Below are 26,291 nucleotides of genomic sequence, written 5' to 3' on the forward strand. Positions count from 1 at the left end.
CGATTTAGTCTATTGTATTTTAAACATTCGGAATTTTACATGTGCAATTATACCATTAACCTATATAAAAAAGAAAGATTATCTAGGCTGCATACGAATTGCGCCATCTAAACGAATTGTTTCCCCATTTAACATTGGATTTTCGATGATACTTTGTACTAGTTGTCCGTATTCCTTAGGATATCCTAGTCTAGAAGGGAAAGGAACCATAGCACCTAATGCCGTTCTAACTTTTTCTGATGCTGTTGCAAATAATGGTGTTTCAAATAATCCAGGTGCAATTGTAAGCACTCTAATACCTTCAGAAGCCAAATCTCTAGCAATTGGTAATGTCATACCAACAATACCGCCTTTCGAAGCACTATACGCTACTTGACCTATTTGTCCTTCATAGGCAGCAACCGAAGCAGTATTGATAATTACTCCCTTTTCTCCATTCTCATTTGGTTCATTTTCACTCATCTTTTCTGCAGCAAGACGAATGGCATTAAATGTTCCAACTAAATTTACTTGTATTACTTTGTTAAATGTTCCTAGGTCATGTACTCCTTTTTTACTGCTATAGGTTTTTTCAGCAATTCCAATTCCAGCACAGTTAACAAGTGTATTTATATTGCCGAATGTACTTACAGCATGTTCCAGAGCTGCTTGAACACTTTCTTCACTAGTTACATCTGTTTTAATGTACGTAACGTTTTCTCCAAGTTCTTCTACTAAATTTCTTCCTCTATCTTCCTGCAAATCTAGAATCGTTACTTTTCCACCTTTAGAAATAATATTTCGGGTCGTAGCTTCGCCTAGTCCCGATGCTCCCCCTGTAATAACAGCTGATACTTGATTTAATTCCATAAATAGCTCTCCCCTCATGATTTAATTAATAAGGATTCTTAATAGATAATCTGAAATAGATTTTGCTAATTCATTTTTATCTTTACTGCCATCTGATGAATACCATTCAATAACATAGTTCATCGCACCTAAAATGATATTTCGAACAATCTTCGTATCTACTTTATTAAAGTAGCCGCTTTCTATCCCTTGTGCAATAAGTTTATCGATACAATGACTATATTTCTGCCTTAACGAAATTATTTCTTGTAATTGATCACCTGCAAAAAATTGATCTGGTCTTGCTCCCATTGCAAATCCAGTTCGTTCCGTAATTAAAAATTCGATGTGAACAACCATGACTTTTTGCAATTTCTCAATAATAGGTAATTCTTTAGACATTATCTCCTCGATGTTTTGAATACTTTGTTCTAGTAGCATTTTTTGACTTTTAAACAATAAATCCTGTTTATCTTTGAAGTAATAATACACCGAACCTTTTGTCATCAGAAGCTTAGCAGCAACGTCTTCCATTGTCGTTGCATGATAGCCTTTTTCTGCAATAATACTTAATGCAGATTGGATGATCTCTTTCTTTTTCTTTTCGGCCTTCTTTTCTCGTAATGACAAAATGACACATCCCTTAGGTAATATATTCTTATGTAGTTAATACAATTCTAAATATTCATTTTTTAAATGTCAAGTTAAATTTGAAAAGGCGCAAAAGCACTTAAAAAAACAAAATGAGAAAAGTAAATGGTCATGTTACATAAAGAAGTCCATCATTGGGGGAGTTCTTCATCCCCACAATGATGGGATCTTTACGGCGTAGACATAACTTTCTCTCTACCATCAATCAATTAATTTAACGTTATTACGAAAAGTCCGTAATTATATTAAAACCATATGTTTGATAATTAGACATTGCATTAAACACATCGGTAACACCATCTAATGATATTTCTCTTGATATAAGTGATTTAGGATTTAATTTTCCTTGTGCTATCAATCCTAGTAATCCATCGTATTCTGTTCTAGGATTTCCATAGCTACCAATAATCTCCAATTCACTTAAAGTCACTACATCTATTGGTATATCAACAATCCCAGACTCCTTACTAGTTGTAATACCAATTTGCACATGTCGTCCACCTTTTCTTAATGACAGAATTGAATTTAAGATGGTTTCTCTTATACCGAGTGCATCAATGGAAGCTTGTGCACCACCTTTTGTAATTTCTTTAACAGCCTCAGGAACATTTTCTTTACGAGCATTTATTGTTACGACTGCACCTTCTTTTCTTGCCATATCCAATTTCTTATCATCAACGTCTACTGCAATTACTTGTGCCCCAACAGCACTACCAACCTGAACCGCTGACAAACCGACTCCGCCTGTTCCATTAACTACCAACCATTCACCTGGTTTTATATTTGAACGACTAATTCCATGAAAACCGGTCATATAGCGGCACCCTATTGCAGCAGCTGTTAATGAATCCACCTCATCCGGAAGATGAACTAAATTAAAATCACCATTTGGTATATTTATATATTCTGCATAAGCCCCATCCTTTACCGTTCCATACACTTGGGAATGCTCACAAATATTCGATCTTCCACTTAAGCAATAGGAACAGTGTGTACAAGCCTCATGAAATGGTGTGGATACTCTGTCACCAGGCTTGAAGTTTTTTACCTCTTTTCCTACCTCTGCAACAACTCCTCCCATCTCGTGGCCTGGAATAAGCGGTAGCTCTGTAGTTAATCCTACCCAATCCAAATCACCCATCCACGTATGCCAATCACTACGACAAACTCCACTTGCCTCCACTTTTACAATGACATCATGTGGTCCCGGTGTTGGATCTGGTACATTCCCTACCCTTAAAGGTTTCTTTAACTCAATTATTTGTGCTGCTTTCATGTTATTCCTCCCCATTTATATATTAATAGTTTGACAGCTAACGGTCCCTAAACCGTATTTACTATTAAACATCCATACCTCTACAGAATAATATTTTTCACCCCCATCGATTTATCATATTTTTAATTTGATACATGATCGTTACAAAATCATCTGAATCCATATCTGCTAATATTCATTAAATAATGGGAATAATTACAGCTTATTTAGCCTCCCTTGTCACTTCAAATTTTGATAACCCTTACATTAATCTCCATCTTTTTTTCATCTATTGATACGATAATAGATTCTCTACACCCTCTGTAATACGCTCCACATTCGGTAGCCAATCATCCTCAACCGTTTGGACAGGATAAGGAGTATCATAACCTGTTACCCTTACAATTGGTGCTGCTAGAGAATATAAGCATTCTTCACTTACAATAGTTGCAATCTCTGCTCCAACTCCGCCAGTTTTCACTGCTTCATGAACAATCATTAATCTACCTGTTTTATCTACAGATTCTTTAATTGCTTCTGTATCTATTGGACTAATCGTTCTTAAATCAATTACTTCCAAGTTAATCCCCTTTTCTTGAAAAGCTTGTGCCGTTTTCAATACCATTGGGACGGTTCCACCATATGTGGCGATGGTGGCATCTTCTCCTTCTTTTATAACGGATGCCTTTCCAATTGGAATCTCATAAGGTTCTTCAGGTACCTCTTCCCGACTAGAACGGTATAGTTTCATAGGTTCAAAGAAAAGCACTGGATCCTCTTCACGAATAGCAGAAATGAGTAATCCTTTTGCATCATATGGGTTAGAAGGTATTACCACTTTCAATCCTGGTGAATGCATAAATAATGCTTCTAGACTATCAGAATGTAATTCCGGTGATCTTACATTTCCACTAAATGGACTTCTAATTACCATAGGGACTGTAAATCTGCCGCCAGAACGATACCTCATTCTAGCCGCCTGTGCACAAATTTGATCCATTGTTTGATAAATGAATCCAAGGAACTGAATTTCTGCTATTGGACGCATTCCATTCATAGCTAAACCAACTGCTGTTCCGATAATTCCTGACTCTGCCAAAGGAGTATCAAATACACGATCTTCTCCAAACTTTTTCTGCAAGCCATCTGTCGCTCGAAAAACCCCACCATTAACTCCAACATCTTCTCCTAAAATAATCACATTTTGATCTTTTTCCATTTCCTGTTCCATCGCTTCTCGAATGGCTTCAATCATCGTGAGTTTACGCATACTATTCCTCCTAACGCTCTAGCCTATTTTTAAATTCCTCTCTTTGCTTTAACAACTGTGGATGAGGTTTTTCATAAACATAATCAAATGTTTCATGAGCGGGTGGTAAAGGTGTCCCCTCAAAATCCTTTACGGCTTTTTCAATTTCTTCCTCAAATTGCTTAACCATTTCTTCCTTTCTTTCTGTCGTTAATAAACCTTTATTCATTAAGAAACGTTCGAAGCGAACAATTGGATCTTTTTTAACCCATGCGTCCACATCTTCTTGACTTCGGTATTTCGTCCAATCATCTGCAGTAGTATGAGATTCCCTGCGATACGTAACCGCTTCAATTAAAGTTGGCCCTTCTCCCTTTCTCGCCTTTTCAATAGCTTCCTTCGCTACTTGATAGCAAGCTAAAACGTCATTCCCATCGACTCGGACACCTTTCATTCCATACGCAATTGCTTTTTGTGCAATGGTTTCGCTAGTTGTTTGCTTTTCAAATGGGGTACTAATCGCCCATTGGTTGTTTTGGCAGAAAAATACGATAGGAACATTATAAACAGCTGCAAAGTTTAGTCCTTCATGGAAATCACCTTGTGATGTTGCTCCGTCCCCAAAATAAACGGTTGTCACACTATCTTCCTTCTTAAGTTTAGATGCCCAAGCACAACCAACAGCATGCGGTACTTGCCCAGCTATGATTACTTGGATAGGAAATAGTTTGGCATCTTCTGGTGGTCTATTTCCTCCAAAATAACCTTTCAGATAGCTTAAAAACTGTTTTAAACTTGTTCCATGTATCATGGAAACTAAGGATTCTCGATAACTTGGTACAACCCAATCTGTTTTCGATAATGCCAAGGCACTTCCTACCTGTGCTGCTTCTTGACCCGAAAAAGGTCCATAAGTTCCAATCCTTCCTTGTCGGTGTAACTTTAGAAATCTTTGATCCATGATTCTTCCTTTTAGCATCCAATAATGCATGTTTTGAAGAAGCTCATTATTTAAGTTTAAATCGTTTAACGCTGCTTCGTTATATTCCCCTCTTTCATTTACTATTTGATACATCTCCGTTGGTTGATGTTTTTCGAAAATATTAATCATCAAATTCTCCCTCCATTTACCTTACTTCTAAAAGTAATGATTCTGGGTTTTCTAGTATTTCCGTTAACGAGTTCATAAATAGACCCACTTCCAAACCATCCATTATTCGATGATCAAAAGATAGTGCATTCCCCATCATCTTTCTAATCACTATTTCTCCATCAACGACGGCTGGTTTATCTTCAATTTTATAAATGCCAAGAATAGCAGCCTCGGGATAATTTATAATTGGAGTGGCATATGTACCTCCACCCATACTTCCAGTACTACTTATCGTAAACGTTCCACCTTGCATATGTTTTGGTAGCAGTTTACCCTCACGTGCTTTATTCGATAATTGATCTAGTTCCAACGCTATTTCAATAATGGACTTTTTGTCTGCATTTTTTATGACTGGAACAACTAGCCCACCTTTTGTGGCTGTAGCAATACCAATGTTGTAATATTTCTTTAAAATAATTTTTTCCTTTTCCGTATCTAAAGATGAGTTTAGGTAAGGGTTTTCAATCAGTGCTTTCGTAACTGCTTTAATAATAAAAGGAAGATAAGTGAGCTTACAGCCATGTTTCTCAGCAAATGGTTTTAGTGAATTTCGAAATTCTACTAATTTAGTAACATCGAATTCACCCATTCCTGTAGCATGAGGAATTGTATAGACAGACTGAACCATCTTCTCACTGATTTTTCTTCTTAAACCTCTGAACGGTATTTCTTCTATTAATTCAGTTGAATGAATATCAAAACTTGGATGAACGGAAACGGTTGAATGATTTTCTGTAATAGTTTCTGCTTGCCTACCAGTTTGACTAAAATTCCGAACATCTTCTTCTATTACTCTTCCACTTGGTCCTGTTCCTACTACTTCCTCAATATTGACTCCCAGTTGACGTGCCAATTTACGCACAGTCGGAGCAGCTCTAACTCTTTGAGGTGGCTTATTGTTATTTTTAATACCGTACTCCATTGTTTTACTTTCGATTGCTTTTACCTCCTGTTGGGACTTGCTTTCTTTCTGAGGACTATCCTCTTTGGATGATTTTCCTGTTTCATCAATGGTGATTAATACATCACCGACATGAATAACTTTGCCTTCTTCTCCCGCTAATGAAACAACTTTTCCCGCAACTGGAGAAGATATTTCAACAACAGATTTATCTGTTTGCACCTCTACAACAGGATCATCTGCTTTTATGACGTCTTCCTTCTTCACAAGCCATCTCACTATTTCCGCTTCATGTAACCCTTCACCAACATCAGGAAATTTGAACTGATAACTCAATTTCGTTCACCACCAATTAATCGAATTTTTTTATAAAGAAGACTTCCATTAATGGGGGTTTTCTTTCATCCCCCACCAAATGTTAGTTGAACTAATCAGGTTACTACAGGCTATCCACCCCCACTTGGATTTCTTGGTTATAACTCGACTTCTTGAAATGGGAAAATTACTACCAGTTAAGACGCGATAAAGAGTAATTGCTTTATTCTATTCTTATTCGTTATAAAATATACGGGAAAAGGAATATAAAGAAGACTCCTATCAGTAGAAGGTTTCCTTCACCCACCACCTACCTTCTTTATTTCTCCAGAAGCTTGAGGTGGAAGTCTAACTGCCCGTTTAGATGGGATAAATAATAGATATCCTAGATTGAGAGAATTTAGTGCATAAAGATAGGCAGTATCATATAAACGACACTGCCTTACATAGTAAAATTTAATTAAGTTGTTTAGGTTCTTTTTGCAAAACGTACTTCAATACTTTACCTGACGCATTTCGTGGCAATTCATCGATAAACTTAACCATTTTTGGCTTTTTATAGGATGCTAAATGTTGTTTACAATAATCAATAACTTGTTCTGCCGTTAATGTATGATTTGGTTTTGTCACGACAATAGCTTTGACACTTTCTCCCCAATCTTTATCTGGAATTCCGATTACTGCGCATTCCAGAATTTCAGGCATTTGATAGAGAATTTCTTCAATCTCAGCAGGATAAATATTTTCTCCCCCACTGATGATCATATTCTTTTTTCTATCTACTACATAAATGAAGCCTTCTTCATCCATCTTGACTAAGTCACCACTATGGAACCAACCACCTTTAAAGGCTTCCTCTGTTGCTTCTGGATTTTTATAATACTCTTTCATGACGGTAGGTCCTCTATAAACAATTTCTCCTACTTCTCCTATAAGAACATCATTCATACTTTCGTCAACTATTCGTATCTCTACGTTCAGATAAGGTTTCCCTACAGAATCCGTTTTTCTAAGTGCATCTTCTCCGGAGTTACTTGTTGTAGTGGCGGTTGTTTCAGACTGACCAAAGTTGTCTATTAATATGGCATTCGGAAACGTTTTAAGCATTCGCTTCTTTACTTCTAGCGGTGTAATGGCGGCACCAGTAGAAGTAACTTTAACAGAAGAAAGGTCATATTCATTAATGTTTGATACTTGTAATAGGAAGTTCCACATGGCAGGGACCAAAAACAAAATGTTAATTTCCTCTTTTTCCACCGTACTTAAAACATTAACTGGATTAAAATCACGGTGAATAACGGTTTTTCCACTAGTTAAGCACGTTAACATCGTAAGAAGTAGTCCAGCAATATGGAATTGAGGAACGCTAATTAGCTGGGTATCCCCTAAATTGGACTTTGTATCGTAAATTAAATTCATTGTATTTACTGTAATATTCTTATGTGTTAAAACTGCACCTTTTGGTCGACCAGTTGTACCGGAAGTATAAACAATATAGCAAGGATCATCATCTATTAGATTTTCAATAGGTTTATATGAAAATTCACTTTCGAAAATAGATTCATAGCTCATAAAATCGTCCGGCACTTGATTTGTACCAACAACTACTATTGTTTCTACTTTTTTTAAATTACCTCGAATGTATTGAATCAATTCAATATATTCGTTATCAATAATTAAAATTTTTGCATCCGAATTATTTACAATATACTCTACTTCACTTGAACCTAGCCGGAAGTTTATCGGCACTCCAACTCCACCTGATAAAGCTGCTCCAAATGCAACCTCTGGAAAAGCCATGGAGTTCTTTAACATAAATCCAATTTTTTCTTCCTTTTTAATACCTTTTCCTTGAAACCATGCTGCTAGTTTCGAAGCTCTAACATCGATTTCTTCAAATGTTACTCGCTCTTCTTCATAAACATAGGCTTCTGCTCTCGGTGTTTTATGTGTAGCCCTTTTCAACATTTCTCCTACTAATAATTGATTTGATAAAGTTAAAGATGAACTAGTCAGTACTTACACCTCCTAATTTTTCTTCTTTCGTTGTGTAAGAAAAGTCCATTAGATTAATTCCATTTATCGACCTGAGAAAATAAAATATTTTCTGAATCGCAAAATTCACGTTAACATAAACCCACCATCTACTAGCATATCAGTCCCCGTGACATAGGAAGCTTCTTTAGATGATAAGAATGCAATAACATTTGCAATTTCCTCTGGTTGACCAATACGATTCATCGTGGTTTTCTTCTTGACGATCTTCAACAACTTCTCATTTTCCGCGTCAACCAGTGACGTTTCAACAAAACCTGGAGAAACCGAATTAACTCGGATACCATTTCTAGAATACTCAAATGCCATTGCCTTTGTTAGATTAATAACAGAAGCTTTAGCTGCACTGTAATGCGGGAATAGTGCACCAGGCTTATGTCCGGAAAGGGATGCCACATTAATAATCGATCGATCCACATTCGGATTCTTACTTGAACTGTCCATCATTACTTTCCCAATCCGTTTCGATACTAGAAACACACTATTTAAATTAAGCCTTTGGATTTCCTCCCAATCCTCATAAGAGGTTTGTTGAATAGTTGAATTAAATAGCCCTCCAGCATTATTTACTAAAACGGTTACATCACCAAACTCCTTTTCCACATAATCCGTTAAATTCTCCACTTCCTTTTCAGAAGTTACGTCACATGCAAAAGGAAATGCTACTTGGCTATTCCGACTATTATTAATCTCACTGGCTACTTTCTCCAATTTTGAAACAGTTCTTCCGACTAGAATTACTCTCGCACCTTCTGAAGCTAACCTTTTCGCTGTTGCTTCCCCAATACCACTACCAGCACCTGTAATAAGCGCAATTGCATTTTCAAATCTCTTCATCGTTATCCTCCTAATGTTATTGTTTTTTCAAGATATATTTTTATTTAAATTCTCGCTCTTCCCACCACGGGTAGAAGTCTGGCATATCGGAACTTACTCTCAGGCTGAAGTTGGGTTTACGCTTTTCAAGAAAGGCCTCTACCCCTTCTTGAACATCCGCATTTCTACCGGTCCAGTAAATATATTTAGATTCTACTTTATGAGATTCCATGGGATGGTCCGCTCCAAGCATTCTCCACATCAGTTGTCTATTTAATGCAACAGACACAGCAGATGTATTTTCAACAATTTCAGCTGCCAGTTGTCGTGATGTACTCAATAATTCATCAGCAGGAACTACCCGACTAACTAATCCATGTTCTTTTGCTTCCTGAGCTGAAAAAACTCTACCAGTTGATACCCATTCCATCGCTTGACTTATCCCAACAATTCTTGGTAGAAACCATCCACTACACGCTTCTTGTGTAATTCCTCTTCGTGCAAAGACAAACCCCATCTTTGCATTTTCAGAAGCGATACGTATATCCATTGGTAAAGTCATTGTAATTCCAACTCCAACCGCTGGGCCATTAATCGCTGCGATAATAGGTTTGTTAAGTTCAAAAATTCGTAGAGAAACTAAGCCTCCACCATCACGGTAATCTTCCATAGAAGTCTCAGAACGGAATATACTAGCATCTTTATCTAAATCGGCACCGGCACAAAACGCTTTACCTTCCCCTGTCATAATGAGTACTCTCACTTCATCGTTTTCATCCGCATGATCCAAAGCCTGGATAATCTCATCTCCCAGAAACTCGGTATACGCATTTAATCGATCCGGTCGATTTAATGTAATCGTCATGATGTTGTCCATAATATTTGTTTTAATCGTTTTAAACATATTTCTCCCTCCCTTTTTTATATATTCTGAACAAACTTATAACTAAGAAGCCATCATTTATTTTGATGGCTTCTTAGTTTGCAGATTGAAAGGTATACATTTATATGATTTCGTCGTTTTCGTTACGAACCCGGACTAATTGCTTCCCAATATTTTCACCCCGGAAGAGCCCCGTAAACGCTTTTGGTGCATTTTCAAGTCCGTTTACTATATTCTCTCGATAGGTTAATTTTCCTTCTTTCACCCATTTCCCTAGTTGTTTGTATCCTTCATCAAATCGCTCGTAATAATCACCGACAATATACGCTTTCATTAACGCACTACGATTTAGTAAATAACGTTGGATACGTGGTCCAAAAGAAGGTTCCGTATTGTTATATTCGGAAATAATGCCACAAACAGCTATTCTAGCTTGGAAATTCAGCAAACTCATAACCGCATCGGAAATTTCACCGCCAACATTATCGAAATAAATATCTATACCATCCGGACATTTTTCCTTCAGTGAGGCTTTAACATTTTCTGTTTTATAATTAATCGTTGCATCAAAACCGAGTTCTTTTTCCAGATACGTATTTTTTTCATCTGATCCCGCAATCCCAACTACACGACAACCATGAATTTTAGCAATTTGACCTACCACAGTACCTACTGCTCCAGCCGCTCCTGAAACAACCACCGTTTCTCCTGCTTTGGGTTTTCCAATATCAAGTAAACCAAAATATGCAGTAAGTCCAGGCATACCTACTACACCTAATGCAGTAGAGATTGGAGCCAAGTTAGGATCGACCTTTCTTAATCCCTTTCCACTTGTTACAGAATAATCAGCCCAATTTAGTCGTCCTTCTACGATATCCCCTACCTTGAATTTGTCGTGGTTGGATTCTATAATTCTTCCTACGACGCCACCGGTTAAAACTTGATTAAGTTCAAATGGGGACGTGTATGTTTTAACCCCATTCATTCTACCTCTCATATAAGGATCAACCGATAAATAAATGGTTTGAACCAGCACTTCACCATCGTTCACCTTAGGTACCTGTTTTGTTTGCAATTTAAAATTATCATCTGTCGGCATTCCCTTTGGTCTACTTACTAATAAAAACTCCCTGTTTGTTCTATTAATCATTCTCACTCCTCCATATTTATCTATCAATTCCATTTTAATGACATTTAAATTTAATAATCAAATATTCTAGCTTTGAATGTCCGAAACAATAGAATGAACAATATTGATAGAAGAGTATTCACCTTTTGAATACTCTTCCAGTCTATATTTCTTCGCAAATAAGGTTTTGTCTATTTCTGATACAGAATAACCTTTTTTATATAAATCCATTACAGAATCATATATTCCTCGTAAGTTATCTAACTTAGTTTCCAATTTTTCTCTTCCATCAGGTAAATAACCGGCATGAGAACAATACATCGCTCCAAAATCTAATTTCAGTAACGTTTGAATGGAATTCATTATCTTTGAAATAGATTCGGTTTTCATGAGTACTTTAACTGTAGGTAAAATATAAATATCTCCTGAGAACAATCTACCGGTTTGCTTGTTAAATAGGGATACATGATCATCTGCATGCCCCGGTGTGTAAAATACTTCCCATTCTACATTTCTTGATTGTATACTTTCTCCTAATGGCAAGGGGTGGAATTCTTCTCGAATCCCCCATGCTATTTGACGATATTCGGGATAGTCAGCAGGTTTCTCACAAACCGTAATCCCCTTTGGGTAAATATAAATGGGGACATTTTTGTTTTTTTGAATCCATGAAGCTGTACCTGCATGATCCTCATGACTATGGGTTAACGTAACCAAATCAAAATCGTACTGGTCATAAAAAGCTATTAATTCATTTTCTAATATTTTTGGACCCGTATCGATTAACATTCCATCTACCAAATATAGATAAACAGTATTTTTACTTGGTGTCACTGCCTTTACACAGGTCATATTTTCATGATTTGTAATATCTATCATTTTGTTGAATCCCTCCTATTGCTTATCCAACGTAAGCAATAGTTATTAAAATTTCAGTGGGGATGAAATGAAGAAATCCCTCACTGAAATTTCGATTTAATTCACCGTTATTTTCGATCTCTTATTTCTTCTTTCTCGAATTTCTAATTTTGCAATATCACGAATGTGCACTTGATCTGGTCCATCCACAATTCGAAGTGTTCTTGCATGTGCATAATGTTCTGCTAATGGGAAGTCTTGAGAAACTCCTCCACCACCATAAACCTCAATCGCACGATCAATTACATTTAGAGTCGCTCGGGGAACCGCAACTTTTATCATCGCAATCTCCTTACGTGCTGCTTTTGCACCATACTGATCAATCTTATGAGCAGTGCTAAGTGTTATTAATCTTGCTTGTTCAATTTCCAATCTACTTTCTGCAATTTGAGCACGTACTACATCCTTATCAATTAGGTTGGATCCAAATGCCTCCCTCTCCTCCGCACGATCTATTAATAAATCCAAGGCACGTTCCGCTTGTCCAATAGCACGCATTGCATGGTGAATTCTTCCAGGCCCTAATCTACCTTGAGCGATTTCAAATCCACGACCTTCACCTAATATTAAGTTAGATACCGGTACTCGTACATTATTATAGTGCACTTCCGCATGACCTGTAGGAGCATGGTCATAACCAAATATTTTTAATGGGCGTTTAATTTCTACCCCAGGCGTATCCATGGGAACCAATACCATCGATTGTTGTTTGTACGTTTCCGCACTAGGGTCTGTTTTCCCCATAACAATGGCAATTTTACATCTAGGATCAATAGCTCCTGTAGACCACCATTTTCTCCCGTTGATAACGTATTCATCGCCATCACGAATAATTTCAGTTTGTATATTCGTCGCATCAGAAGAAGCAACAGATGGTTCCGTCATCGAAAAGATAGACCGAATTTCACCTTCTAATAATGGAGTTAGCCATTTTTGTTTTTGTTCTTCATTACCATACTTAATTAAGACCTCCATATTTCCGGTATCAGGAGCATTACAATTAAAGATTTCAGGAGCAATTAGAGATCGTCCCATAATTTCACAAAGATGTGCATATTCATAGTTCGTTAATCCCTTGCCATATTTTTCATCCGCATAGAAAAGATTCCATAATCCTTGTCTTTTTGCATTCTGTTTCAGGTCTTCAATAATTGGTGGAATTGTCCAACGGTCCTCAGCAGTTTCCAAGTATGCTTCTACTTCTTTTTCTGCAGGGTATACATACTCTTCCATGAAGTCAATCAGTTCTTCTCTGAGTCGTTCGGCATAACTTGATATTTCCTTTAACATACAAACTCCTCCTTTAAATAAAATTAATGAAGTCATGATAAGAAATATACTTTCAGCCATCCCCTTTCAAATGGCTGATAGCGGAGCACTCCGCTATATTCTGATTATTAGGAAATGTGTATACCTAAAATTCTAACATCGTTCTATTTTAAACACAATGTTGGTTTTATAATATTCTATAAATTTAAACAATAATTCAAAGCATAAACAAGATACGCAACTTAGAAATATACTTTTTATTGCCTTTTCATACACCTTCTTTTACTAGGTTACGTTGTAAATGAGTTCTTATTTCTTCTGGGATCGGCTGAGATAGTTGCTCTGAATAATTAAAACTAACCATAGTAGCGGTGGCACGAACAACTTCTTCTTTTGTATCAGCATGTGTAATAACATGATTAAAAGTAAAACTCTTGTTACCTATATGAGATACAGTCGTATTTACCTTCAGAATATCCCCAGCGTATGCTTGAGAAATATAATCACATTTGGTTGAAGCTAAAATAAAATTATTTAAAGATAGACCCTCTCTCCCATTAAAATCCTGCCGTAAGTTATGATTAAAAAACCTTGTTCGAGCTTCTTCTAAGTATAAAAAATAACTTGTATTATTCACATGACCAGCAGCATCTGTTTCACTGAACCGTACATATACTTCAATCTCATTAGTTTCCATATTCTCCTCCATTTTTAGTAGACTCCCACCTAATAAATGATAAGTGGGAGTATTCTGCTACTATTCTTTTTCAATAATTGTTGCTATTCCTTGACCTCCACCAATACATGCCGTTATAAGCGCATACTTTCCTTCTCTTCTTTGTAATTCATAAGCCGCTTTCGTAACAAGGATGGCACCGGTAGCTCCAAGTGGATGACCATGTGCAATCGCACCACCATTTACATTTAGTTTTTCAGGGTTAAATGATAGTTCGCGGTCACAAGCAATTACTTGTGCAGCGAAAGCTTCATTTAGCTCGATAATATCCATATCATCTATTTGCAGGCCTGATTTTTCCATCACTTTCTTGGTTGCTGGTACAGGTCCAATCCCCATTATATTAGGGTCAACTCCTGCCACAGCAGTTTCACGAATAACCGCTAACGGTTTTAGACCTTGTTCTTCTGCTTTTTCACGGGACATGATTACAAGAGCAGAAGCTGCATCATTCAGCCCTGAACTTGATCCAGCTGTAACCGTTCCATCTTTAACGAAAGCAGCAGGTAGTTTTGATAAACCTTCTATTGTTGAATTTGGACGGGGATGTTCATCTTTTTTAAATATAACCGGCTCTCCTTTTCTGACCGGAACTGAAATGGGAACAATTTGTTCATCAAACCGACCGTCTTCCATAGCGATTGCCATTCTTTGTTGACTTCGAAGAGCAAATTCGTCCTGCTCCTCCCTTGTAATATTATATTTTTCAGCTAGATTTTCCGCAGTTATCCCCATAGGAGGATCTCCAATTTCTTTTGGAGAAAGTTGAGAACTTCTAAATTTTGGCGGCGTTGCTGCATAAGGCTTTTCCGGCCGATCCATAAGATAAGGTGCTCGACTCATACTTTCTGTTCCGCCTGCTATATACACATCACCTTCACCAGCTCTAATTGCCTGTGCCGCTAATGCAACTGCATTAATTCCTGATCCACATTGTCTATCAATGGTTAATCCTGGAAGATTAATAGATAATCCAGCTTGTAAAGCAGTTAACCTAGCAATATTTCCACCACCACTTAAAACATTTCCAAAAATCACATCATCAATTTCTTCTGGATTAACCTTGGCACGTTTGACCGACTCTTTAATTACCTCTGCACCATATACATGAGCTGGAACAGTAACCAACGCTCCACCTTGTCTAGCAATTGGTGTCCGAACAGCGGAAACAATAACTGCATCTCTTTTCATTTTTTTACACTCCTGTTCTATTAATAAACTTTAAATCTTACCTGACCTTTTATAGCCGCTTTTCCATTATCTTTAAGAGCAACCACATCAAAATTTAAGTAATCTTCATGAACTTCATCTAAAACTGCTTTCAACGTAATAACATCATCCAAAAAGACCATATCTGCAAACCGAATCTTATAATCTTGAATAAATCCTTCTTCTAGATAAGGCGTAAATAATTTAGATAGATTTCCCATTGTCCACATGCCATGGGCGATAATTCCTGGTAAACCTGCTTTTGTAGCTTCCTTGTCAATAGTGTGAATAGGGTTAAAGTCCCCTGAAGCTCCAGCGTATTTAATTAAATCAAGACGAGATACAGGATTCAGCTGAACTTCACTTAATGTATTGCCTTTCTTTAAATCTAGTAAACGGTTCATTTAACCAATTCCTTTCTAACCGCTTCCGTAATAATGACAGTTTGATTTTCTGTGAAAATAGTATTTCCTTCTTCATCTTCTCCGTATCTTTTTAAAACTATAAAGCCTAGCAAGCCGATACTAGCTTTCTTTTCATAATATTCTGCTACCTCTGTAAAACAATAAATAGTTTCACCAACGAGTAGTGGTCGTTTATAATGATATGTCTGCTCACCATGAATTAACCCAACATTTGGAAGATGTAATTCTTCTATTTCACCGTAATCAAAGACTCGGGGAAAAGTTGGTGGTGCAATATTTCCTTTATACCTTGACTTTTTTCCATATTCTTCATCTATAAATAATGGATGTGAATCCCCTATAGAATCCGCAAATCTTTTTACCATGCCCATTTCCACAATATTTTTTACTTTTTGGGATTTTTTTCCGATTACATTTTTATACAATAAAGTTCCCTCCACTATTAATCTTTTGGACCTCCAGCTACATAGATTACTTGCCCATTGACAAAGCCAGATTTTTCATCCGCATAGAAAGCTACTGCATTCGCGATATCCGAAGGCTTTCCACTGCGACCAACAGGAATTTGCTCTACACTTAACCGTACCATCTCGTCAAAAGAAATACCGATTCTTTCTGCCGTTGCTTTCGTCATATCTGTTTCAATAAATCCCGGCGCAATGGCATTAGCGGTAATTCCATATTTACCTAATTCTATCGCTAGAGTCTTTGTAAATCCTTGTATACCTGCTTTTGCAGTTGCGTAATTCGCTTGCCCACGATTACCTAATGCTGAAGTGGATGAAATATTAATAATCCTTCCAAACTTATTTTTAACCATGTACTTTTGTGCTGCACGAGTGGCATGAAATGCACCCTTCAAATGAACATTCATGACCTGGTCCCAATCATTATCAGTCATTTTAAATAGTAAATTATCCCGAATAATGCCAGCATTATTCACAAGAATATCGAGTGAGCCAAAACGACTAACCACTTCTTCCATTGACTCTTCTACTTCATTAGCATGAACAACATCTACTACTTTTGTATAAATTTCATATCCTTCCTCTTTGAATTCTTGTGCCATTTCCCTTAAAGCCTTTTCATTAACATCTACAACTGCTACCTTTGCCCCTTCTTCGGCAAATAATTTTGCAATACCTTTTCCTATTCCACGGCTTCCACCTGTGATATAAGCTACTTTTTCATTAAATCGGTTGGACATAATTCTTATTCCCCCTAGTTATTATAAATATTGTCCTAATTTCACATTACCTTTTAGTAAATTTCTAGAAATGATTAAACGTTGTATTTCATCCGTTCCATCATAAATTCTCCATAGTCTAGCTTCCCTGTACCAACGTTCGATTGGTAATTCTTTGGTATACCCCATTCCACCGTGGATTTGAAGGACACGATCAATGACACGATTTCCCATGTTTGCTCCATATAATTTCGCCATTGATGCTAAATGACGATTATCTTCTCCATTATCTAAGGTAAAAGTCGCATTTAAAACAAGCCATTTTGCAGCTTCAATCTCAACTGCAGAATCAGCAATTTGCCACTGAATTGCCTGTCTATCAGCAATTGGCTTACCAAATGTCTCCCGTTCTTTTGAGTAATCGATTGCCATTTGTAACAATCTCTCTGATGCACCTACTGCTGTTGCGCCGACAACCCATCTTGCAAAACCGATCCATTCTAAACCAAGTTGATACCCATTATCAACTTCCCCTAAAATGTTTTCTTCCGGTACTCTGACATTGTCAAATACTAATCCAGCTGGTCCCCATTCTCCCATCGTATGAATATATTCTGATTTCCATCCCATATCACGATCTACAATAAAACAAGTAACCCCTTCTCTTCCTGTGCGAGCATGTTTCTCTTTATCCGTAATAGCCATCACCATCACAAAATCTGCTTCATTCCCACCTGTAATAAATGTCTTTTCTCCATTAATAACCCACTCGTTGCCATCTTTTACTGCTGTCGTTTTAATATTTCTCGTATCTGAACCTGCACCTGGTTCGGTCATCGCAAAGCATGACTTCTTATCCCCATTTATGGTAGGAATAAGATATTTTTTCTTTTGTTCATCATTTCCATAGTAAAGAATATTATCTGCTGTACCTCCAAACTGGAATGGCACAAAGGTCTTGGATACCTCCATAATTACAAGTGCCATCATCATTTGTCCTAAATCTGCTCCACCATATTCAGCAGGAGTATTGATTCCCCAAAATCCTGCCTCTTTCGCTTTTAATTGAAGCTCTTTTAACTTTTCATTTGATAGACTAGGTCTGCCCTCTCGTTCATTTCTTAGTACCTCGTTTTCAAGTGGAATTAACTCCCTTTCTACAAATTTCCTAATCGTTTGTTGTACCATCTTTTGTTCATCTGTTAAACGTAAATACATGTTATCCTCTCCTATTCTATTAGTTATAAGTTTAAAATCTGCATACTAACTAGTAAGTATGTTTCTATTAAAAAAAGGAAAATTATGATGTTATACCCCTCTTCATTTATTATATTTCGCTGAATCTCAAATTTTCCCTTTATTTTACTATAAAATAATATTAATCAACGGGATAAGTTCCAACTTCACCATTTTCTACGATTCCAGCATCATATTCCCATTGTAATGCACCATCTTCGGCAATCCCTTCAAGAGGAAGAACCAATTCTTCTTCAGATAGATTCTGAATCCCTTCGTTAACTGCTTTCATAATGGCTTTTCTATCTTCAACAGTACCTGCTGCCTTCATGGCTCCCACCAATACATATAAACTCTGATAATTTAATGCCGTTTCCGAAGTCGCATAAGGCTCATTATAAAGTTCTTTATATTTCTCAACAAAAGTAGTACTTGCATCCGTATTTAAGTCTTCTATAGGAAGAGAGCCAATAGAACCAGTTAACATCTCATATCCTCCCAAGAATCCTGACATTTCTTCAAGCTTTGCTTGATCCATAATCATAAAGCCACCTTCAAATCCCAATTCCTTTGCCTGCTTAATTACAAGCGCAGTTGGTTCAGATGGTCCGCCGACAAAAAGAACATCGGGGTCTGTAGCTAAAGCGTTTGTCATGATTGTAAAATAATCCGTTTCCTTCGCGAAGTCTATCTCTGTCTTGTAAATTATTTCTCCACCTTTTTCTTCCCAAACTGGAACAATTGATTCAGACCAATCTTTCCCATACTGAGAATTCGTTGGAAGTAATGCCATCTTAGTCCCAAAGTTTTCCATCATATAATTACTATATGGTTCAGACCAAATATTGTATTTAGGTGGAATGCCAATCATCAATTCATTTCCTTGCTCATATTGTCTTGGCTCACTTGTATACGCCATGATTATAAAATTGTCCTGTTCATTATATACCTGTGTCGCAAACACACCCCCACTATGTGGAATCCAAACGGCCACAGGTTCATTCTCTGAAACCATTCTTTTTACGTTGACACCTGTCTCGTTCGGTAAATATTTATCGTCAAGTGCTACAATTTCAATCTTATAGGTGGTTCCATCTACGTCAAAACCGGTTTCATTAATTTCATTTGCAGCCATTTCCAATCCATTTAAAACATTTAAGCCATATTGCGCACCTGGGCCACTTAACGGTCCGCTGTATCCTATCTCTACAACTTTTTCTCCCTCTTTCACTTTCGGTGTTTTTACTTCCACCTCACTTGCTTCCGTACTCTCGACATCATTATCCGTTGATTGGTTATTTGAGACATCAACACATCCAACTAAAATCAAAGCAATTAAAAGTAAACCAAATAAGGAAATCTTCTTTATATTGAACATTTCATTCCCCCTACTTTAAATTCTAGTAAGCTGTCAATCTATTACTAATTATTTATATTACGGACAAAGATTATTATTCGAGTGGTACAGAAATTACTTCTCCATCTTTAACGGCACCAGCATTAAATTCCCACTGTAGGCTTCCAACATCATTGATCTCATTTAGCGGTATAACCATTTTCTCCACTGGAACATTTGGTATTCCTTCATTTACAGCATCCATAATCTCTTTCGGTTTATCAACTGTACCAGCAGCCTTCATTGATTCAACTAATACATATAGTGATTGGTAACTTAATGACGAATCCGCTGTCGCAAACTTTTCTTTATAAACCGATTTATATTTCTCTACAAATATATTACTAGCTTCCGTATTATACTCTTCAATTGGATAGGCACCAATAGAACCATTCAACATATCATAGCCCTCTTCTAGAAATCCCGACATTTCTTCAATTTTAGCCTGGTCCATCACCATAAAACCATCTTCAAATCCTAAGTCTTTTGCCTGTTTAATTACTAGAGATGTTGGTTCAGAAGGTCCTCCAACAAATAGAACATCTGGGTTTGTATTTAATGCATTTGTCATAACCGTAAAATAATCAGTTTCCTTGGCAAAATCAATTTCACCTTCATATACAATTTCTCCACCCATTTCTTCCCAAACCGGTTTAATTACATTAATCCAATCCTTACCATACTGGGAATTGGTAGGAAGTAGGGCCATTTTATTCCCGAAGTTCTCCATCATGTACTTACTGAATGTCTTGGGCCATATATTATACTGTGGGGAAACGCCAATCATCAGTTCATTTCCCTGTTCATACATCCTAGGTTCGCTTGTCTGTGCCATTATGATTAAATCCTCTTGTTCATTAAAAACCTGTGTTGCAAATACCCCTCCACTATGAGGAATCCACACCGCTATCGGATCATTTTCTGAGATCATTCGCTGAACATTCACACCGGTTTCATTTGGTAAATACTTATCATCCAATGCAACAATTTCAATTTTATACGTTTTTCCATCCACCTCAAAACCCTCTTGATTGATCTCTTCAGCTGCCATTTCCAGTCCATTTAATACATTAATATGCTTCATTTTTACCCTCCTTTTTGGAAGTAAATCTATGCACCAATATAGGCCTTACGTATTTCTTCATTATTGAATAGTTCATTACTAGTACCCTTCACAACGATACGACCATTTTCAATGACATATCCTCTATCTGCAATTTTCAATGCAGCACTAGCATTTTGCTCTGCTAAAAGTATGGTAGTGCCTTCTTGATTAATTTGCTGAATAATTTCAAACATCTGTTTTACTATAAGTGGTGCTAAACCTAGTGACGGTTCATCCAACAGGAGAAGTTTGGGTTTCGCCATTAAAGATCTACCAATGGCAAGCATTTGTTGTTGACCACCACTTAATGATCCAGCCGCATCGTCTTTTTTATCAGCTAAAATCGGGAATAATTCATATACGTGCTCCGTTGACTTCTTAATCTCAGTTTTATTTTTTCTATGAACATATGCACCCATTTGCAAATTCTCATATACTGACATTTCAGGAAATAGTTTTCTACCCTCTGCGCATTGAACAATTCCTAACTTGACAAGTTTGTCAGGGGATATACCGTTTACCTTTTGATCCAAAAAGCGAATTTCTCCATTACTTGACTTATTTAGACCACTAATAGCGCGGAAAATAGTACTTTTCCCTGCACCATTAGCCCCTAATAGAACTACCAATTCACCATGACTAACATCCATATTAATTTGCTTTAGTGCAGTAAACGAACCATACTTTACTTCTAAATCAGATATTTTCAACTTCAACTGACTCATCTTCGTCACTCCCTAAATATGCTTCAATAACAACAGGATTGTTTTTAATCTCATCCGGAGTTCCTTCAGCAATTCGTTTACCTTGGTTTAAGACCATTATTCGATTAGCTAAGGACATAATCATAGACATTTTGTGTTCGATTAAGCATACCGTAAGCCCGCTATCTGCCATCTTTTGTATTAATGAACTGAGCCCATCTGTTTCATCTGGATTAACACCAGCAGCAGGTTCATCCAATAATACAAGCTCTGGATCCGTTGCAAGTGCAAGTGCAAATGCAACTCGCTTCTTCTGTTCCTGACTAATATTCGCAATTGGTTCATTCGCTAATTCCGTCAATTCCACAAAATCTAATGCCTGATATGCCTTTTCCATGCTTTCCTTTTCTTCCCTTATCTCTCTTTTCGTCCGCAAAATTGCATCCCAGAGACCCGACTTCGTTCTTAAACGATTACCGATGATGACATTATCAAGAACGGTTGCATCCTCAAATAAATTCGTTGTTTGAAATGTTCTTGCAATCCCCAACCTGGCAATTTTATTAGGGGGCATTTTTGTAATATCATTACCATTGAATGTAATCTTTCCTGAAGTAGGAGGGTGAAAACCGCTAATCAAGTTAAAAAATGTTGATTTTCCTGCACCATTAGGTCCTATAATTGCATGAATATCCCCCTTTTCCACCTTAAGGTCAACTTGATCCACTGCCTGTAATCCACCAAAAGTTTTAGATAAATTATCCACTATTAATACCATTAGCCAACCTCCTTCACATCGGGATAACCTTCATTGGAACCAGGCTTTTTCCTTCTCTGTCTTATTTTTCTTTTAATACCTTCTATCGCACCAACTATGCCATTTGGATAAAAAATGACAATAATAAGCAAAATTGGCCCAAATAAGAGCATTTTGTATTCTTGCATAAATTGAAGTGATTGGGTAAGGAATACAATCAAAAGTGTACCTATAATTGGACCTGATAACGTACCTAAGCCACCGATGACAAGATAAATCAACATTTCAAACCCTAAAAATATAGCTCCTACCTCTGGTCCAATAAATCGTACAAAGGATGCATATAAGGCACCCGCAATAGCTGCAAAGAAACAGGAAATAACGAAGGCTAGAAGTTGATTTTTCTTTGTAGAAATACCTATCGTTTGGGCAAGTTCTTCACTGTTTCGAATCGCAATAAAAGTACGCCCCAGTAAGGAATGAACAATTCTTTTCGTTATAAAAATAGTTAAAATAAGAAAGAACAGAAATAAATAATATTGTGATGTTAGACTTTCAAAAGTGATCGGCCCAATCGGAGTCGGTCCAGGTATTCCAATTAGTCCCCTTACTCCTCCTGTTAATGTATCCCACTTATCAATAATCAAATAAATAATATATCCTACACACATCGTATAAATTGCAAAGAAGTGGCCATTTGTCCTAAGGGAAATTAGACCTACCAAGAATCCAAGGATAATAGACAACACACCAGCAGCTAAAAATGCAAGCCAAAAATTCCATTCAGCCTTTACTGTCAATAATCCAAGTGTATAAGCACCTATTGCAAAGAAACCAACATGAGCTAGTGACAAGTTTCCAGTATATCCTGTAAAAATATTTATTCCGTACACACTAATACTCCAAATGCAGACTAATGCTAGAACATGTAAGATATATTCATTCGGTACGATGAATGGCATGATAAGAGCTAGAACCAACACGAATATTAAACCATTGCGTTTGGATAATAATTTTTCCATTAATTAACCCTCCCTGGGAATAATCCTGTTGGTTTTACAGATAAAATTATTACTAACAACACAAAAGCTATGATGTCTTTATAATCCCCAGAAATATATGTGGCACCAAAACTTTCAACAATTCCTAAAATATAGCCTGCTATAATGGCACCCGGAATACTTCCCATACCACCGATAATGATAATGACAAACGCCTTCATAATGACTAGATCCCCCATACCCGGAAATACTAGATTTATTGGAGAGGCTAATGTTGCAGCAGCTGCAGCCAATATACCAGATATTGCGAAGGTTAACATAGCTACCGTATTAGCATTAATTCCAACTAAAAATGCCCCCTCTCTGTTTTGCGCCATTGCGACAATCGCGGAACCTATCATCGTTCTAGTTAAAAATAGATGGAGAATTATCATGATAATCACTGTAGCAACAATAACAATCAAACGTTGCTGAGTCACAGTAATACCTAGTAAATTTATTGCATTTCCATATGGACTTGACATCTGTTGATAATTTGGTCCCCAAATAACTTGTGCAAAGGCTACTAGAAATAACAGAATCCCAATTGCTCCCATCATTTGATGTAATGCTTCAGCCTTTCTCAATGGATGGAAAATGATACGTTCCGATAATACGGCGAGAGAGGCAATAGCTAACATGGATATAAACATTGCAATCCAATATGGAATTCCAAATATAGTCATTACGGTCAGGGTGACATATGCCCCTACCATGTAAAAGGCACCTTGTGCAAAATTGGGAACATGTAGGATACCAAAAACCATGGTTAAGCCAAGAGCTACCAAACTGTACACGCTACCATTAGATAAACCATTTAATAGCTGCTGAAAAAATAAATCCATTTTCCCCCTCCTAAAAAAATCCCGAATTATGTTACATTTTCTAAAGTCTTTTGACTTCCCCTATCATCTGCTTCGTGTAAGTGGTACTGTTCCATTTTCTTTATGATTTCTTCCGATGGACTCTCTGTCACTAGAGACACAACCACCATCGATACAATGGATAATGGAAGACCAATTAGTATTTCAGAGTTATAAGGCATCTCAAAAAAGGAAAAGGCAATTATAAAACTACTTCCTCCAACTAAAATTCCAGCTATTGCACCTTGAACATTTGCCCGTTTCCACCAAATTCCTAAAACCATAGGGCTAAATAACGCTGCAACCATAAAACCTACTGCACTGTATAAAGTACTACCAAATATTCTGGGGGGTTTAATGCTAAAACCATTACTACAATACCGATTATCCAGGTTACAACCGTAGACATGAACAACGTTTTCTTTTGATTTGCCTTAGGATTTATTACTCCTTTATACAAGTCATATGCAACTGCACTACTTATAGCGAGCAATAGGGAATCCGTTGAGGACATAACTGCTGCCATAATTCCAGCAGCAATAATTCCCATCATAATTGGACCAAACATACTTTCCGCTATTAATAACAACCACATATCGGATGCATAATTTTGCAATACTGCTTCCCCAAATGTTCCAATAAAAGGAGCAGTTAAAAAGGTTAACCCTAACATCAATATTCCATAGATTAACATGCTGATGTTTAAAGATAATTTTGCAGACCTGGCATCTGTTGAGGTAAAGATACGCATAACTAAATGTGGTGTTATACAAACCGCTGTTGCCCATGTAACAAATGCACCTAAATACCCTACTATCGGCACAGTAGTACCCACTGTTCCTAAAGTAGGATTCCGGGTTGCGGACTCTTTAAAGAAATCCATCCATGATGTTGGTAGATGAATAATACATGCAGTAAACAAACTTAATGTAATGAGGATCATTAGAGAACCTTGAAGTAAATTCGTCCATGTAACGGCCAACATCCCACCCATCGACACGTATAAAATAAAGACTAATGCAATAACGACTAATCCCCATTCATAGGACAAGCCTGTAACATAAGATGTAATCAATCCACCTGCCTTCATCTGAGACATCAGATACATCCCTGACCCTAATATAATTACAATTGGTACTGCAATTTTAATGATTTTATTCCCACCATATCTATCATTAAGAAATTCAGGTACAGTAACCTTTCTTGAATTACGAAGAGGTCTTGCAACTAAAATACTTGCTAAAGCAAAACCTACAATAGAACCTACTGTCATCCAGGTTAAAAAAGGAATTCCCAACTGCCATACAGAACCTGGACCAGCCATAAAAGAACCGCCACTTCCCAATGCAGCAAGGATTGCTAAAGAATTCGCTACTGTTCCAACATTTCTCCCTGCTGCATAATAATTATCAACCCCTGAATCAGAGGTAGAGATTCTTTTTTGCGCCCAAATACCCAACAAGATACAAAACAATATATAGAAAATGATTATCGTAACCTCTATAAATTTCAACGTTATAGCCTCCTAATTTTATCTGTCGGTTGAATCTATAAGCGTTAATATGATTCCAGTTATTGGTGCAAGTAAGAAAAGCAGTGCTCCTCCCCATGCAAGTAGCGATACATTGAGAATTTTTATTTCATGTGTCCAAGGGAGGAAAAACATAACAACATATACTACAATACCTATAAAGAAAATTCCGTCTTTCTTCGGTATTAGAAACCAACTATCTTTCCCCATACGAAACCTCCAATTAAAAAATTATTTATATAGAAAACGCTTCCACTTTTGTTTTGTAATAAGCTGTAGTAAAACTGCAAACCTAAACCGTGGATACGCTGTAATGTTCCAAGGTGATTCGGGACTCATTTCTGTAAATTTCCTTAGTATGATTGGTAGTTCCGCAGAGTTACTTTTGTTGTACCCTATAGATAAGAATGAAATTCCTTTGAAGTTGTGAGCCGTTCCTAATAAATTAGCAAAGATACGAGTAATTGGATCATTAGAAACATAGATTACATTTATGGAAAAATTTTTAGTCTTAATAATAAATTGTTCATTGTTAGGATCGTACATAATATTTGGCGGTGCTTTTTCTATTTTATAGTCCATTCCTTGTTTTCCAATAATTTGCTTAAACAATTGAAGCGCCTCTTTTTGGGATATATTTGCATATACTTCCCATTTCCGATTAAACATCTATATCCATTT

At 36.9% G+C, this 26,291-nt stretch carries 28 protein-coding genes; all 28 read right to left on the reverse strand.

The features are described from left to right. Window positions 1-78 precede the first annotated feature (78 nt). Window positions 79-849 (reverse strand): 3-hydroxyacyl-CoA dehydrogenase, encoded by a 771-nt coding sequence (locus MHI02_RS15220; RefSeq protein WP_047184849.1) that lies wholly within the window; start codon window positions 847-849, stop codon window positions 79-81. Between the two features lie 21 nt (window positions 850-870). Continuing rightward, window positions 871-1,458 (reverse strand): TetR/AcrR family transcriptional regulator, encoded by a 588-nt coding sequence (locus MHI02_RS15225; RefSeq protein WP_047184850.1) that lies wholly within the window; start codon window positions 1,456-1,458, stop codon window positions 871-873. 244 nt (window positions 1,459-1,702) lie between these two features. Next, the gene (locus tag MHI02_RS15230; RefSeq protein ID WP_047184851.1) at window positions 1,703-2,755 is read right to left on the reverse strand and encodes a zinc-dependent alcohol dehydrogenase family protein; all 1,053 of its coding nucleotides are present in this window, start codon (window positions 2,753-2,755) and stop codon (window positions 1,703-1,705) included. Window positions 2,756-3,023: 268 nt separating this feature from the next. Continuing rightward, complete coding sequence (locus tag MHI02_RS15235; RefSeq protein ID WP_047184852.1) at window positions 3,024-4,004, reverse strand: alpha-ketoacid dehydrogenase subunit beta; 981 nt, start codon at window positions 4,002-4,004, stop codon at window positions 3,024-3,026. Window positions 4,005-4,014: 10 nt separating this feature from the next. Continuing rightward, entirely contained in the window at window positions 4,015-5,094 is a 1,080-nt protein-coding gene (pdhA, locus tag MHI02_RS15240) for a pyruvate dehydrogenase (acetyl-transferring) E1 component subunit alpha (protein ID WP_244986858.1), read from the reverse strand. Window positions 5,095-5,110: 16 nt separating this feature from the next. After that, window positions 5,111-6,373 (reverse strand): dihydrolipoamide acetyltransferase family protein, encoded by a 1,263-nt coding sequence (locus MHI02_RS15245; protein WP_257454676.1) that lies wholly within the window; start codon window positions 6,371-6,373, stop codon window positions 5,111-5,113. A 435-nt stretch (window positions 6,374-6,808) separates the two neighbouring features. After that, window positions 6,809-8,368, reverse strand: a complete 1,560-nt coding sequence (locus MHI02_RS15250) for an acyl-CoA synthetase (RefSeq protein ID WP_341166117.1) — start codon at window positions 8,366-8,368, stop codon at window positions 6,809-6,811. Between the two features lie 105 nt (window positions 8,369-8,473). After that, the gene (locus MHI02_RS15255; protein ID WP_145523513.1) at window positions 8,474-9,244 is read right to left on the reverse strand and encodes an SDR family NAD(P)-dependent oxidoreductase; all 771 of its coding nucleotides are present in this window, start codon (window positions 9,242-9,244) and stop codon (window positions 8,474-8,476) included. 40 nt (window positions 9,245-9,284) lie between these two features. After that, entirely contained in the window at window positions 9,285-10,127 is an 843-nt protein-coding gene (locus tag MHI02_RS15260; protein WP_060667614.1) for a crotonase/enoyl-CoA hydratase family protein, read from the reverse strand. 100 nt (window positions 10,128-10,227) lie between these two features. Further along, a complete protein-coding gene (locus MHI02_RS15265; protein WP_145523511.1) occupies window positions 10,228-11,256 on the reverse strand; it encodes an NADP-dependent oxidoreductase in 1,029 nt (342 codons plus the stop codon). Window positions 11,257-11,322: 66 nt separating this feature from the next. After that, complete coding sequence (locus MHI02_RS15270; protein ID WP_145542806.1) at window positions 11,323-12,114, reverse strand: MBL fold metallo-hydrolase; 792 nt, start codon at window positions 12,112-12,114, stop codon at window positions 11,323-11,325. Window positions 12,115-12,210: 96 nt separating this feature from the next. Further along, window positions 12,211-13,443, reverse strand: a complete 1,233-nt coding sequence (locus MHI02_RS15275) for an acyl-CoA dehydrogenase family protein (protein ID WP_216883389.1) — start codon at window positions 13,441-13,443, stop codon at window positions 12,211-12,213. Between the two features lie 247 nt (window positions 13,444-13,690). Then, window positions 13,691-14,131, reverse strand: coding sequence for an acyl-CoA thioesterase (locus MHI02_RS15280; RefSeq protein WP_341166030.1), 441 nt, complete (start codon window positions 14,129-14,131; stop codon window positions 13,691-13,693). Window positions 14,132-14,179: 48 nt separating this feature from the next. After that, the gene (locus MHI02_RS15285) at window positions 14,180-15,349 is read right to left on the reverse strand and encodes a thiolase family protein (RefSeq protein ID WP_060667618.1); all 1,170 of its coding nucleotides are present in this window, start codon (window positions 15,347-15,349) and stop codon (window positions 14,180-14,182) included. Window positions 15,350-15,369: 20 nt separating this feature from the next. Beyond that, window positions 15,370-15,771, reverse strand: coding sequence for a MaoC/PaaZ C-terminal domain-containing protein (locus MHI02_RS15290; protein ID WP_060667619.1), 402 nt, complete (start codon window positions 15,769-15,771; stop codon window positions 15,370-15,372). Beyond that, complete coding sequence (locus MHI02_RS15295) at window positions 15,768-16,217, reverse strand: MaoC family dehydratase N-terminal domain-containing protein (protein WP_216883391.1); 450 nt, start codon at window positions 16,215-16,217, stop codon at window positions 15,768-15,770. The genes MHI02_RS15290 and MHI02_RS15295 overlap by 4 nt, the downstream gene beginning before the upstream one ends. 17 nt (window positions 16,218-16,234) lie before the next feature. Beyond that, window positions 16,235-16,999, reverse strand: coding sequence for a 3-oxoacyl-ACP reductase FabG (fabG, locus tag MHI02_RS15300; RefSeq protein WP_047184863.1), 765 nt, complete (start codon window positions 16,997-16,999; stop codon window positions 16,235-16,237). A gap of 21 nt (window positions 17,000-17,020) precedes the next feature. Beyond that, window positions 17,021-18,196 (reverse strand): acyl-CoA dehydrogenase family protein, encoded by a 1,176-nt coding sequence (locus tag MHI02_RS15305; RefSeq protein ID WP_047184864.1) that lies wholly within the window; start codon window positions 18,194-18,196, stop codon window positions 17,021-17,023. Between the two features lie 160 nt (window positions 18,197-18,356). Continuing rightward, window positions 18,357-19,592 (reverse strand): ABC transporter substrate-binding protein, encoded by a 1,236-nt coding sequence (locus tag MHI02_RS15310; protein ID WP_047184865.1) that lies wholly within the window; start codon window positions 19,590-19,592, stop codon window positions 18,357-18,359. A gap of 73 nt (window positions 19,593-19,665) precedes the next feature. Continuing rightward, window positions 19,666-20,694, reverse strand: coding sequence for an ABC transporter substrate-binding protein (locus MHI02_RS15315; protein ID WP_052771683.1), 1,029 nt, complete (start codon window positions 20,692-20,694; stop codon window positions 19,666-19,668). Between the two features lie 26 nt (window positions 20,695-20,720). After that, window positions 20,721-21,440 carry an ABC transporter ATP-binding protein gene (locus MHI02_RS15320; RefSeq protein ID WP_047184866.1) on the reverse strand — a complete coding sequence of 240 codons (720 nt, stop codon included), beginning with the start codon at window positions 21,438-21,440 and terminating at the stop codon, window positions 20,721-20,723. Further along, window positions 21,412-22,197, reverse strand: coding sequence for an ABC transporter ATP-binding protein (locus MHI02_RS15325; RefSeq protein ID WP_047184867.1), 786 nt, complete (start codon window positions 22,195-22,197; stop codon window positions 21,412-21,414). The genes MHI02_RS15320 and MHI02_RS15325 overlap by 29 nt, the downstream gene beginning before the upstream one ends. After that, window positions 22,197-23,198, reverse strand: coding sequence for a branched-chain amino acid ABC transporter permease (locus MHI02_RS15330; protein ID WP_047184868.1), 1,002 nt, complete (start codon window positions 23,196-23,198; stop codon window positions 22,197-22,199). The genes MHI02_RS15325 and MHI02_RS15330 overlap by 1 nt, the downstream gene beginning before the upstream one ends. After that, window positions 23,198-24,061 (reverse strand): branched-chain amino acid ABC transporter permease, encoded by an 864-nt coding sequence (locus MHI02_RS15335; RefSeq protein ID WP_047184869.1) that lies wholly within the window; start codon window positions 24,059-24,061, stop codon window positions 23,198-23,200. The genes MHI02_RS15330 and MHI02_RS15335 overlap by 1 nt, the downstream gene beginning before the upstream one ends. 26 nt (window positions 24,062-24,087) lie before the next feature. Then, window positions 24,088-24,387 (reverse strand): hypothetical protein, encoded by a 300-nt coding sequence (locus MHI02_RS15340; RefSeq protein ID WP_047184870.1) that lies wholly within the window; start codon window positions 24,385-24,387, stop codon window positions 24,088-24,090. Between the two features lie 5 nt (window positions 24,388-24,392). After that, entirely contained in the window at window positions 24,393-25,592 is a 1,200-nt protein-coding gene (locus MHI02_RS15345; RefSeq protein WP_047184871.1) for a sodium:solute symporter family protein, read from the reverse strand. Window positions 25,593-25,610: 18 nt separating this feature from the next. Beyond that, on the reverse strand, window positions 25,611-25,820 hold the full coding sequence (locus MHI02_RS15350) for a hypothetical protein (RefSeq protein WP_047184872.1): 210 nt from the start codon (window positions 25,818-25,820) through the stop codon (window positions 25,611-25,613). Window positions 25,821-25,841: 21 nt separating this feature from the next. Beyond that, entirely contained in the window at window positions 25,842-26,279 is a 438-nt protein-coding gene (locus tag MHI02_RS15355) for a hypothetical protein (RefSeq protein WP_047184873.1), read from the reverse strand. Window positions 26,280-26,291 lie beyond the last annotated feature (12 nt).

The sequence above is a fragment of the Oceanobacillus sp. FSL K6-0118 genome (genome assembly GCF_038006665.1).
In the GTDB taxonomy this organism is placed as follows: Bacteria; Bacillota; Bacilli; order Bacillales; family Amphibacillaceae; genus Oceanobacillus; species Oceanobacillus caeni.